The organism is Bradyrhizobium sp. CCGUVB1N3 (assembly GCF_024199925.1).
Lineage (GTDB): Bacteria > Pseudomonadota > Alphaproteobacteria > Rhizobiales > Xanthobacteraceae > Bradyrhizobium.
In genome coordinates this window covers 8,957,996-8,969,868 of sequence record NZ_JANADR010000001.1, presented here as the reverse complement: position 1 = coordinate 8,969,868, position 11,873 = coordinate 8,957,996, and the positions used below count along the sequence as shown (strand labels likewise).

Genomic DNA, 11,873 nt, shown 5'->3' with positions numbered 1-11,873 from the left:
GGAACGTGGTCCTTAGGCGATGTTGATCACAAGATTGCCATTGATGTCGACGTGAGCCGTGCCGCTCGGTCCGACGACTGCGGTCGATTCCCGCTGTTCGACGATTGCCGGTCCCTCGATCGCCTCGCCGACCGTCAGTTTGTAGTGATCGTAGACCGGCGTTTCGACGAAGCCGCCCGCTTCGCTGAAATAGACCGGGCGGGTGCCCTTCCGCGCCGCGGCGGCATGGCGCGTGTGCGGGCGGGTTACCTGATCCTTCTCGCCGCTGGAACGCAGGCGCCAGGTGATCACCTCAACAGACGAGCCCGCGACCGTGCGGCCGAACAATTCACGATAGAGCTTGTAAAAATTCCCGAGCAACTCCTCATGAAACTGCTTTGGCGGCAGGCTGCGATCCGGTAGGGCGACCGTGATCTCGTGACCCTGACCGACGTGACGCATGTCGACCGTGTAGCTGTTGGTGATGGTCTCCGGCGCAACGCCGGCTGCGCGGACGACCTCAGCCCCCTGGCTCGCGAGATCGCCCAGCAGGCGATCCATCGCGGTGAAATCCCAATTGTCGACCTGCATCGGGAAACTCGCGGACAGATCGACCGCGACCGGCGCGATCAAGAGCCCGATCGCCGAGGTGACGCCGGCGCCTGTCGGGCAAATGATGCGCTTGATGCCGAGCTTGCGGGCGATACCATAGGCATGCACGGGACCGGCACCGCCAAAGGCGACCATCGGCAGGCTGCGCGGATCGACGCCAAGGTCGGTCGCATGCACGGCTGCCGCCTTGCTCATGGACTCGTTGACGAGATCGTGGATGCCGAAAGCGCAGCGCGGCACGCTCACGTCCAGCGAGGCAGCAAGCTTAGTCATCGCGGCCAGCGCCGCATCCTTCGACACCTTGAACGAGCCGCCGACGAAGGATTCGGTCCCCATATAGCCGAGCAGGATGTCGGCGTCCGTCACGGTCGGCTCGGTGCCGCCGCGCTGATAGGCGGCCGGCCCCGGCAACGCGCCCGCCGAACGCGGGCCGACGTCAAGCAAGCCCAGCGGATTCTTCGCCGCGATCGAGCCGCCGCCAGCGCCGATCTCGATCATCCGGATCGACTGGATTTTCAAGGGAAAGCCCGAACCCTTGCGGAAACGTTGATAGTGCGCGACTTCGAGGTCGGTACCGACCGTCGGCTCACCGTTCGGGATCAGGCACAGCTTTGCGGTGGTGCCGCCCATGTCGAAGGACAGCACGCTGCCCTCGCCGGCGATGCGACCGAATTCGGCGGCGGCGACAGCACCTGCGGCCGGCCCCGACTCAATCAGGCGCACCGGCAACTCCGCGGCACGGCTGCTTGGCACGAGGCCGCCCGACGAGGTCATCCAGAGTACCTGGCGATGGATGCCCCTGGCGGCAAATTCGCGTTCGAGATGGGCGACGTGGCCCGACATCTGCGGTCGTGTATAGGCGTTGACGACGGTGGTCGAGGCACGGTCGAACTCGCGAACCTCCGGACAGACCTCAGACGACAACGAGACGAAAATATCGGGGTCCTCTTCGCGCAGCAGCGCCGCGATGCGTTGCTCATGGGTCGGATATTTGTAGGCGTGCAGCAGGCAAACCGCGACGGACTTGATGCCTTCCTCGCGCAACCGGCCGGCGATCTCTCGGACGGTGTTCTCCTCCAGCGCCGTGACGACTTCGCCGTCGGCCGACATGCGCTCGACGGCGCCAAAGCTGTTCGCGCGCGTCACCAGAGGGTCGGGATATTTCAAATTCAGATCGTAGAGATCGTAACGTCCTTCGTTACGGATGCGCAGCATGTCCTGGAAGCCGGCGGTCGAGATGAAGCCAGTCTTGACCCCCTTGCGCTCCAGCACAGCATTGGTGACGACGGTGGTCGCGCCGAGCACCTGAAGCTTGTCGAGATCGACGACGTCGCCGAATTCCGCGAGCAGTTCGGAAACGCCGCGAACCACGGCCTCGGCTGGGTTAGCGGGTGTGCTCAGAACTTTGTGGAGATGCAGTTCGCCGTTGTCGTCGAGCAGCGCGAAATCGGTGAAGGTTCCCCCGGTATCGAATGCGAGCTTGGCCATCTGTTTCCTCGAAGCGTCGCCTTCACGACGACGCTGGTGCGTCGAAATCGCCTGCTGATCGCGCGATCAAATCCACGACGTCTTCGACGGTAGGAAATGCGGTTGCGGCCGACCACCACAACTCCGGTCTGCCGCCATAGGTTTTGTTTATGGCCTGACGAAACCGGTACGATGCAGCCGTCGAGCAAGACGGTGCTCAGCTTTGAATTGCTGGCGTGTGGCTTAGACCGCCCGAATGCCCTGCGGATGGCTGCGCATCAGCTTCTCGACAACGGTCAGCAACACCGAGCGCGTGGCAAGCGCGGGCTCCGACAGCGGCAGATGGTCGGATACGCACAACGAGACGGTAGCTTCGATCGCGGGGCGAACCAGCCGCCGCACCTCCACGCCCGCAAAGCTCGACGCGCTGGCGGCGACAGAAGCCGGCAGGATGGTCGAGCCCAATCCCTCGGTCACGGCGGCGCCGAGCGCAGAGACGGATTCGATCTCGGAAGCGACGTTCGGCGTCACCCGTGCCCGCGCCAGCGACTCGTCGATCAGCCGACGCAGGAAATGGCCCTGGCTCGGCAGCAACAGCTTGACATCGGCCAGCGCTGACAGCGGCAGCGGCTCGTCCGTCGGCTTCTTCGCCGCCGGCCCCGCGCGGGAGACGAGATAGAGCTCTTCGCGGAACAGCGGCTGCAGCTTGACGCCCTTGATCGGACCGGAGCCGTAGATCATGGCCATATCCATCTTGCCGGTCATGATCAGCTCGCTCAGCACATGACCGAAACTGTCATTGATATGGACGATGATCTGCGGGTGCAGCGTCGACATTTCTTTCAGGATCGGCAGCGACAGCGTGCTCGACGCCGAATAGGTCGCAAGCCCGATCGACACCCGCCCGGCCAGCGCCTTGGTCGATTGATCGATGTCGATCTGCGCCTGCTCGATCTGCTTCAGCAGCAACTGGGCATGACGATAAAGAATGAGACCGGCTTCGGTCGGGACGATCCCGTGATTGCTGCGCAGGAGCAGCTTGTGCTTGAAGTGACTTTCGAGCGCCGCGATCTGCTGTGAGAGCGCGGGCTGCGCCGTGCGCAACAGGCCGGCGGCGCGCGAAACGCTGCCGGCATCGACGACCTTAACGAAGCTCTTCAGCTTCCTGAAATCGACGCTCATCTGTGTCGAACGCTGGTCCTGAAAACTCGACTTGGCAGCACTATCCTTTATCTAGCCTATTGATTTCAATGAGATTCTACCAGAGCACCGCCGATTTTCACCTGCGGCGTCACAGCTCTCAGCGAAGCGCCCTGCAGGCCTTCTCGATGCGGTCGCAGGCTTGTTTGATCGCATCCATCGAGGTCGCAATCGACAGGCGGAAATAGGGCGAAAGTCCGTAGGCTGCACCCTGCACGGCGGCCACGCCGACGCCGTCGAGCAGATAGAGCACGAAGTCGAGATCGTTCCCGATGACCTTTCCGTCCGGGGTGGTCTTGCCGATCACGCCGGCACAACCGGGATAGAGGTAGAAGGCGCCGTCCGGCACCAGGCACGACAGCCCCGGTATCGCGTTCAACCGCGCGCAGGCGTAGTCGCGGCGCTCCTTGTAGAGCCTGACGCTGTCGCGAACGAACGACTGGTCGCTGGCCAGCGCATGGGCGGCCGCCGCCTGACTGATCGACGACGGACAGGACGATATCTGCGATTGCAGCTTGTTGATGGCCGCGATCAGCGGCGCGGGGCCGGCGGCATAACCGATCCGCCACCCGGTCATGGCGTAGGTCTTGGACACGCCGTTGGCGAGAAGGACGCGATCCTTGAGTGTGGGTACCGCGGCCGCAAGCGTCGTCGCGGGCTCGTCGCGATACCAGATCTGGTCGTAGATGTCGTCGGAGAGGATGAGGACGTTGGGATGGCGCAGCAGCACGGCGCCAAGCGCCTCGAGATCACTGCGTGAATAGGCTGCACCGGTCGGGTTCGAGGGCGCATTGAGGATCAGCCAGCGCGTCCGCGGTGTGATCGCGGCCTCCAGCGCCTCCGCCGTCAGCTTGAATCCCTGGTTCTCGGAGCAGCGAACAATGACCGGCTTGCCGTCGTTGGCGATAACCATGTCGGGATAGGAGACCCAATAGGGCGCGGGAATGATGACTTCGGCGCCCTCCTCCACACTTGCCATCAGCGCCAGAAACAGAATCTGCTTGGCGCCGCCGCCGACGCAGATCTCGTTGTCGCTATATTCCAATCCGAGGCGACGCTTGTAGTCAGCGATCACGGCCTTGCGCAGGGTGACCGTGCCGTTGACGGCAGTATATTTCGTCTCACCGCGGTCGATCGCCTCATGCGCCGCCGCCTTGATCTGATCCGGCGTGTCGAAATCAGGCTCGCCGATCGCCATGTCGACGATGTCGCGGCCGGCGGCCTTGAGCTCGCGCACCCGCGCGGACGCCGCCGTGGTCGGAGATATCTTGATGCGCGAGACGCGCGCGGCCGGCACGAAGATCGTCACAGTGGTCGTCCTTTGAGTTGCAGATCGAGTCAGTGTTCGACGTCGGTCTCGCCGCGCATGCGGCCGGTGAGGAAGAGTTCGCCGAGTTCGTCATGGGTGATGTCGGCGGGCCGGCCATCCCAGATCACCTTGCCGAGCCGCAGGATGACGGCGCGCTGCGCCACCGCCATCGCCTTCTTGGTGTTCTGCTCGACGAGCAGTATGGTCTGGCCTGCCGCGTTGATACGCAGGAGCTCGTCGAACACGATGCCGATTGCGGTCGGTGACAGGCCGACCGACGGTTCGTCGACCAGCAGGATTTTTGGCCGCTGCAGCACGGCCATCGCGACCTCGAGCAACTGCTGTTCGCCGCCCGACATGTTGCCCGCCAACGTATTGCGGCGCGTCTTCAGGATCGGGAAGAGGTCATAGACATAGTCGCGCTCCACCTTCACATTGCTGTCGCGCAGCGTATAGGCGGCCATCTGCAGATTCTCGTCGACCGTCATGACCGGAAAGTTGCAGCGACCCTGCGGCACCCAGGAGATGCCCTCGGCCAGGATCGCGCGCGACTTGAAAGCCGAGATGTCCTTGCCCTGCCAGTTGATGCTGCCGCCCTTGACGGTGGTCATGCCGTAGAGCGTCTTGAGCAGCGTCGACTTGCCTGCGCCGTTCGGTCCCATCAACGCGACGAACTGGCCCTGCGGCACGTCGAGATCGACGCCGTTGAGGATGTCGAGAGAGCCGTAGCCTGCGCGCAGGCCTTTGATCGAGAGAGAGGGTTCAGCCACCGAGATAGGCCTCCCGCACCGCCTGGTTCTGGACGATCTCGTCGGGCGCGCCTTCCGCGAGCTTGCGGCCCTGGTCGAGCACCACCACGCGCTTGCACAGGCTGGTCACCACGTCGATGTTGTGCTCGATGATCAGGAAGCTAACGCCGAAGGAGGTGTTGGCGAGACGAATGCTCTCGACCACACGCTCGATCAGTTTTGGATTGATGCCGGCCATGGGCTCGTCGAGCAAAATAAGCTTTGGTTCCGGCATCAGCATCGAGGCAAACTGGATCAGTTTTTGCTGGCCGCCGGAGAGCTTGCCCGCGGGCTGGAAGCGTACGTCCCAGAGGCCGGCGATCTTGATGAGCTCGCGTGCGCGTTCTCGTAAGGCCGCGACGCGGTTGCGCGCGGCGGTGCCGATACCGAAGGTCGACCAGATCCCGGGAAAGGTGAACATCTGGCCGGCGATGACGAGGTTCTCCTCGATGTCGAGCGCTGAGAACACCACCGTCTTCTGGAACGAGCGCAGCATTCGGCCCTCGCGCGCGATATCGTTCAGCGACCAGCCCGTGATGTCCTGGCCGTCGAGCTTCACCGCCCCAGCGTTGGGCTTTGCGAGCCCGGTGACGCAGTCGAAGAAGGTGGATTTTCCGGATCCGTTCGGTCCGATCAGCCCGCAGATCTCGCCGCGATCGACATGCAGGTCGACACCGTCGACCGCGCGCACCGCGCCGTAGGACTTGCACAGACCAGAGATGTCGAGGATCGGCAGCCCGCTCATTTGCGCCTCTCGAGGAATGACCAGAAGCGGCCGATCAGCGGCGCGAACCCGTTCGGGAAGTAGAACACGAGGGCGAGCAGGAAGAAGCCGTAGGCGATCATGCGCAGCTCCGGCGCAACGCGCAGGGCTTCGGTGAGACCCACGAACAGCAGGCTGCCGAAGATCACGCCCGAGATGGTCCCCGCCCCGCCGCCGAGCACGATGATCAGCATCGTCGTCGAGTAGTACATCTGGAAGGTCAGCGGGCTGACCACGGTCAGGTAGTGTGCATAAAGACTACCGCCGAGCCCGGCAAAGACGGCGCTGATCATGAAGACGACCAGCTTGTAGTGCCAGGTCGGGATGCCCACGGATTCAGCGAGCGTCTCGTTCTCGCGGATGGCGATCATGTTGCGGCCGGCCGGCGAGCGAACGATCAGATAGACGGCCAGCGTCGCCAGTGCGGCGATGGCGAGCACCAAATAGTAGAAGCCGACGGTGCCGGAGACCGTAAACGAGGCCGGCCCCAGCGCGAAGTAAGGTTTTGGTATCGCCGCCAGCCCCATGTCGCCGCGCGTCAAGCTGATCCAGTTTTTCACAATCGCCTGCCCGATGATCACGAAGCCGAGCGTGCACATCACAAACGACGTCGACCGCAGCCGAAGTGCGGGAATCCCGAGCGGCAGCGCGACCGCGCCGGTGACGAGGCCGGCGGCGAGGAAATTCAGATAGAACGGCGTACCGAAATGCACCGCCAGCAGCGCCGAGGCATAGGCGCCGATGCCGAAGAACGCCGCCTGCGCCAGCGACAGCAGGCCGGTGTATCCGAGCAGCAGATTGAGACCGTGGGCCGGCAGAAGGAAGATCAGCGCGACGATGATCGCGTGCAGCGGGTAGTTGCCGAGAAACAGCGGCGCGACGCAGGCCAACACCGCAAGCGCAAGGCCGAACGGAACGCGAAGATCCGGTCCCCTCCTCACGGCCGGGCTTTCGGCTGACGTCATGGTCTGGTCTCGGACGATCTCGGTCAAATGTCACATCCCAGCGATCAGAAGCGCGCCTGCGCGGAGAACAGCCCGTGCGGACGCCACATCAGCACCAGCATCAGGGTCGCAAAGCCGACGGTGTCGCGGAACTGCAGCCCGACATAGGTGGCGACCAGGCTCTCCGCTATGCCGAGGATCATCGCCGCAACGAAGGTGCCACGAACGTTGCCGAGCCCACCCATGATGATGATCGGCAGCGTCTTGAAGGTAATGAGCTCGCCCATCCCGCCGTAGACACTGACATTCACGGGCGCGGTCAGCACGCCCGAGAGCGCCGCAAGACCGGCGCCGAGGATAAAGGTCCAGAGCGCAACGTGACGGACGTCGATGCCGACCACCGCGCAGCATTCGATGTTCTGCGAGACCGCGCGCATCGCCTTTCCCATCCGGCTGTAGGTGACCATCAGCTCGAGGCCTATGAACACGATCAGGCCGACGATGATGATCAGGATGCGTTGCTCGGCCAACGTGAAGCCGAACAGCGTCACCGGCTCGATATAGCCGCCGGAGAAGAATTTGTAGCTGCCACCAAACACCAGGATGACGGTGTTCTGCAGGATCAGCGCGACGCCGAGGGTTGCGAGCACGCCGGCCTCGGCCGGCGCTCCGACGATCCGCTGCATCACGAAGTTGCCGACGACCACCGCGATCACCGCCGTTGCCACCACGCCGATCACGATCGCCACCGGATAGGGCAGATCGAAATAGTCGATCGCGAACCAGGCCCCGAAGGTGCCGAGCATGTAGTATTCGCCATGGGCGAAATTGATGGCGCGCAGGACGCCGAAGATCATCGTCATGCCGACGGCAACGATCGCATAGACCGATCCGGATACGATGCCGTTAACGACCTGCTCGATGATCGTGTAGAACATGGTTGATACCGTTCCGCTGCCCTATTTCGGATAGTCGATCTCGGCCGAATAGGCTCCCTTGATGGCCGGCTTGCCATTCTCGATCTCAAGCAGGATCATCGGCAAGCGGGCCTGATTGTGATCGTCGAAGGTCACATCGCCGACCGCGCTCGCATAGTGGATCTTGGAGAGCGCGGTGCGGACCTTCTCGCGATCGATGCTCTGGGCCTGCTCGATCGCCTTGGCCAGCAGGTGCACGGTCTCCCAGTGCACATAGGCGTGGTTGTTGGGCGCCTCGCGGAACTCGGTGGTGAATTTTTCGACGAAGGCCTTGCTCTTCTCGGAGTCATAGGCCGGCAGCCATGCCGCCGCCTCGATGGCCCCTTCGAGCGCTTTCGGCGCTGCCTTGATGGTGCTTGCCGTATTGAACTCCGCGTTCCCGATCAGCGGAATCTTGCCGGCGATCCCGACTTCCATCATCTGGCGTCCGACGATGGGTGTGCTATCGGCGTTGCCGTACATGATGATGGCCTGGGCGCCGGAATCGCGGATCTTGGAAAGCACGCTGCGGAAATCGACCTCGCCCTCTTTGTAATAGTCTTCCGTCAGGATCTGGCTCTTGAAACGAGGCAGGTACTTCTTGGTAAACTCAATGGCCGCGCGCCCATAATCGGTATCGACCGAGAGCACTGCGTATTTGGTGAAGCCTTTCTTCTCCGCCGCGTATTGCAGCACGATCAAGGCCCGGTTCTCGTCGGTCGGATAGTTGCGATAGGTCCATTTGAAGCCGCCTACGCCCGCCTTGTAGGTGATCTTCGGGTTGGACGAGGCCGCATTGAGCAGGAGCACGCCGGCATCTTCGGCTACCGGCTGCATCGCGAGCGTCACAGAGCTCGAGACATCGCCGATGATGAAATCGACCTGGTCCTGGTCGATCAGCCGCCGCGTCGCCGAGACGCCCTCGACCGGCGTCCCCTGGCTGTCACCGGCCATGATGTTGATCTTGCGCCCGCCGACACCGCCGGCACCGTTGATTTCCTTCGCCGCCATTTGCGCGCCGCGCAGCGAGAAGGAGCCGTAGCGGGCATTCGGTCCACTCATCGGCGCGACGAGGCCGAGCTTGACGGTCCCATCCTCGCTTCGGGCGAAGGCGCTGGAGGAGACGGTCTGAAGTCCAATCAGCGCCGTTCCAATACAAAATCCCCGCCGGCTCAACTCGATCGTCATTTCCCCGCTCCATTGCTGCTGCAGATGCGCGTCCGCCAATTCCGCCACTTCTGTGGTCTTCTTAGAATTTGGGCGGCGCCTGACGGCAAAAAATAGATTTACGCGCCTCAGCGGGGGAAGCACGACTGCGGTCTGCCGCCATAGTGAATTCTTATGGCGACGGAACGCCTGCGTCCCGTCGGCTTGCCGCGCTCAAGTCAGACTGCGAGAGCGCGGCAGCGTTGGATGTGCTTATCCTTTGCCTGCGCGAAGCATCGTCCCAACCAGATCAGGTGCGCAGATATGGCGCCAACAAATGGCCGCTCGAATCAGGTTGTCCCTATGTTCGGGGCGCCTTTGCCATGCCTCGTATGCATCTAGAAGCCATGTCACGGCGGCAGTTACGTCATTCGAACCCAGGTACCTTTGCATGCCGAGGACTTCACGGCAGCGTCGATGAACTTCACGCCTGCTAAGCCATCCTCAACGGTTGGGAAGATCACATTAGTATCCGGCTTTTCACCGACCCTTGCCGCGCGGATGGCGCGCGCTGCCTCAGCATAGATTGTTGCGAAACCTTCCAGATAGCCCTCGGGGTGACCGGAGGGGACGCGGGTGACGCGGGCCGCCTCGCCCAAGGCGCCGGCGCCGCCGCGGGTCAGGAGTTGCTTGGGGCCACCATATGGCGTGAACCAGAGATGGTTCGGATTCTCCTGCGCCCATTCGAGGCCGCCTTTGCTGCCGTAGACGCGCAACGTGAGGCCGTTCTCGTTGCCGACGGCGACCTGACTCGCCCACAGCATGCCCTTGGCGCCGCCTTTCCACTTGAGCAGGATCTGGACATCGTCATCGAGACGCCGCCCCTCGACGAAGGTCGACAGTTGTGCGAGCAATTCGTCGAGCTCGAGTCCGGTGACGAAGCAGGCGAGATTGTAGGCGTGGGTCCCGATGTCGCCGATGCACCCGCCGGCGCCTGACCGGGCGGGGTCCGTGCGCCACGCCGCCTGCTTCTGGCCACCGGCCTCTAGTCGCTCCGTCAACCAATCCTGCAGATACTCCGCCTGGACGAGACGGATTTCGCCGAGATCGCCGTTTGCGACCATGGCCCGAGCCTGTCGAACCATGGGATAGCCTGTGTAATTGTGCGTCACCACGAAGACCCTGCCCGTCTTCCTGACCATCGCCACCAGTTCCTCGGCCTCGGCAACGGTTGTCGTCAGCGGCTTGTCGCAGATCACATGAATTCCGGCTTCCAGGAAGATTTTCGCGACCGGACTGTGCATGTGGTTGGGCGTCACGATCGAGACCGCCTCGATGCCGTCCGCTCGCGCGGCTTCCGCCTTCGCCATCTCCTCGAAGGAGCCATAGGCACGGTCGTCGGCGATGCCGAGTTCCTTCGCTGATACTTTGGCTCGGACCGGATCCGACGCGAGCGCGCCGGCCACAAGTTCGAACTGGTCGTCGATGCGAGCGGCGATGCGGTGGACGGCGCCGATGAAGGCCCCCTGGCCGCCGCCGACCATGCCGAGCCGGATACGACCGCGATCGCCGGCTTCGTTGCTTGCTTCGATAGTCATTTCTTCTCCTCGCTCAGGAGATGCCAAGCATCTTGCGGTTCGCTGCGTCGTCGGTGCCGGAGCCTGCGAAATCGTCGAAGGCTTTCTCTGTGACCCGGATGATATGGCTTTTGATGAACTCGGCCCCCTCGCGCGCGCCTTGCTCCGGATGTTTCAGCGCACATTCCCACTCGAGCACCGCCCAGCTGTCGTAATCGTATTGCGTGAGCTTCGAGAAGATGGCGCCGAAATCGACTTGGCCATCGCCGAGCGATCGGAAGCGGCCGGCACGGTCGACCCAGCTCTGGAACCCACCATAGACGCCCTGGCGGCCCGTCGGGTTGAACTCGGCGTCCTTGACGTGGAAGGCCTTGATGCGCTCGTGATAGATGTCGATGTAGTCGAGATAGTCGAGCTGCTGCAGCACGAAGTGCGACGGGTCGTAGAGCAGGTTCGCGCGCTTGTGGCCGTTCACCCGCTCAAGAAACATCTCGTAGGAGACGCCGTCGTGAAGGTCCTCGCCAGGATGGATCTCATAGGCGAGATCAACACCCTGCTCGTCGGCATAATCGAGGATCGGCCGCCAGCGCCTGGCGAGCTCGTCGAAGGCGGTCTCGATGAGGCCGGCCGGACGCTGCGGCCAGGGATAGACATAGGGCCAGGCAAGTGCGCCGGAGAAGGTCGCTTGTGCAGTGATCCCGAGTCGCCTGGACGCCAGGATCGCACGCTTGACCTGGTCGACGGCCCACTCCGTGCGCGCCTTGGCGTTGCCGCGCACCTCCGGCACGGCGAAGCCGTCGAATGCCGCGTCATAGGCCGGGTGAACGGCAACGAGCTGGCCCTGGAGATGGGTCGAGAGCTCGGTGATCGCCAGCCCGTGGCGGGCCGCGATTCCCTTCACTTCGTCGGCGTAGTCCTGCGACTCCGAGGCCTTCTTCAAGTCGAAGAGCCGCCCATCCCAGCTCGGAATCTGAACCCCCTCGTAGCCGAGCGAGGCCGCCCATCCGCAGATCGAGTCGAGGGAGTTGAACGGCGCCGCGTCGGCAGCGAACTGAGCGAGGAATATCGCCGGTCCCTTGATCATCTTCATCGAATGCTTCCTTCTACCTGGACGCTCCAGCAGCATCCGCCC

10 protein-coding genes are annotated in these 11,873 nt (G+C 63.1%); all 10 read right to left on the bottom strand.

Features of this window, described 5'->3' with window-relative positions:
* Window positions 1-12: 12 nt before the first annotated feature.
* The 10 genes from NLM33_RS42370 to NLM33_RS42325 all read right to left on the bottom strand — a co-directional run bounded on the left by NLM33_RS42370 (window position 13) and on the right by NLM33_RS42325 (window position 11,831).
* Entirely contained in the window at window positions 13-2,079 is a 2,067-nt protein-coding gene (locus tag NLM33_RS42370) for a hydantoinase/oxoprolinase family protein (protein WP_254104332.1), read from the bottom strand.
* A gap of 222 nt (window positions 2,080-2,301) precedes the next feature.
* Window positions 2,302-3,240, bottom strand: a complete 939-nt coding sequence (gene nac, locus NLM33_RS42365) for a nitrogen assimilation transcriptional regulator NAC (protein ID WP_254104331.1) — start codon at window positions 3,238-3,240, stop codon at window positions 2,302-2,304.
* A 118-nt stretch (window positions 3,241-3,358) separates the two neighbouring features.
* Window positions 3,359-4,567, bottom strand: coding sequence for an aspartate transaminase (locus NLM33_RS42360; RefSeq protein WP_254104330.1), 1,209 nt, complete (start codon window positions 4,565-4,567; stop codon window positions 3,359-3,361).
* A 29-nt stretch (window positions 4,568-4,596) separates the two neighbouring features.
* On the bottom strand, window positions 4,597-5,337 hold the full coding sequence (locus NLM33_RS42355; RefSeq protein WP_254104329.1) for an ABC transporter ATP-binding protein: 741 nt from the start codon (window positions 5,335-5,337) through the stop codon (window positions 4,597-4,599).
* Window positions 5,330-6,100 carry an ABC transporter ATP-binding protein gene (locus NLM33_RS42350; RefSeq protein ID WP_254104328.1) on the bottom strand — a complete coding sequence of 257 codons (771 nt, stop codon included), beginning with the start codon at window positions 6,098-6,100 and terminating at the stop codon, window positions 5,330-5,332. Before NLM33_RS42350 ends, NLM33_RS42355 begins: the two co-directional genes overlap by 8 nt.
* Entirely contained in the window at window positions 6,097-7,083 is a 987-nt protein-coding gene (locus NLM33_RS42345) for a branched-chain amino acid ABC transporter permease (protein ID WP_254106145.1), read from the bottom strand. The genes NLM33_RS42350 and NLM33_RS42345 overlap by 4 nt, the downstream gene beginning before the upstream one ends.
* Before the next feature lie 44 nt (window positions 7,084-7,127).
* Window positions 7,128-8,000: a branched-chain amino acid ABC transporter permease gene (locus NLM33_RS42340; protein WP_254104327.1), complete on the bottom strand. Its 873-nt coding sequence runs from the start codon at window positions 7,998-8,000 to the stop codon at window positions 7,128-7,130.
* A gap of 21 nt (window positions 8,001-8,021) precedes the next feature.
* Window positions 8,022-9,206, bottom strand: a complete 1,185-nt coding sequence (locus NLM33_RS42335; protein ID WP_254104326.1) for an ABC transporter substrate-binding protein — start codon at window positions 9,204-9,206, stop codon at window positions 8,022-8,024.
* A gap of 380 nt (window positions 9,207-9,586) precedes the next feature.
* A complete protein-coding gene (locus NLM33_RS42330) occupies window positions 9,587-10,762 on the bottom strand; it encodes a Gfo/Idh/MocA family protein (RefSeq protein WP_254104325.1) in 1,176 nt (391 codons plus the stop codon).
* A 13-nt stretch (window positions 10,763-10,775) separates the two neighbouring features.
* Window positions 10,776-11,831: a sugar phosphate isomerase/epimerase gene (locus NLM33_RS42325; protein ID WP_254104324.1), complete on the bottom strand. Its 1,056-nt coding sequence runs from the start codon at window positions 11,829-11,831 to the stop codon at window positions 10,776-10,778.
* Between the last annotated feature and the right edge of the window lie 42 nt (window positions 11,832-11,873).

Excerpts from the sequence above, each read along its gene's own strand:
- NLM33_RS42370 (WP_254104332.1), bottom strand. The coding sequence starts at position 2,079 with ATGGCCAAGCTCGCATTCGATACCGGGGGAACCTTCACCGATTTCGCG.
- nac (WP_254104331.1), bottom strand. The coding sequence starts at position 3,240 with ATGAGCGTCGATTTCAGGAAGCTGAAGAGCTTCGTTAAGGTCGTCGAT.
- NLM33_RS42350 (WP_254104328.1), bottom strand. The coding sequence starts at position 6,100 with ATGAGCGGGCTGCCGATCCTCGACATCTCTGGTCTGTGCAAGTCCTAC.
- NLM33_RS42345 (WP_254106145.1), bottom strand. The coding sequence starts at position 7,083 with ATGACGTCAGCCGAAAGCCCGGCCGTGAGGAGGGGACCGGATCTTCGC.
- NLM33_RS42340 (WP_254104327.1), bottom strand. The coding sequence starts at position 8,000 with ATGTTCTACACGATCATCGAGCAGGTCGTTAACGGCATCGTATCCGGA.
- NLM33_RS42335 (WP_254104326.1), bottom strand. The coding sequence starts at position 9,206 with ATGACGATCGAGTTGAGCCGGCGGGGATTTTGTATTGGAACGGCGCTG.
- NLM33_RS42330 (WP_254104325.1), bottom strand. The coding sequence starts at position 10,762 with ATGACTATCGAAGCAAGCAACGAAGCCGGCGATCGCGGTCGTATCCGG.
- NLM33_RS42325 (WP_254104324.1), bottom strand. The coding sequence starts at position 11,831 with ATGAAGATGATCAAGGGACCGGCGATATTCCTCGCTCAGTTCGCTGCC.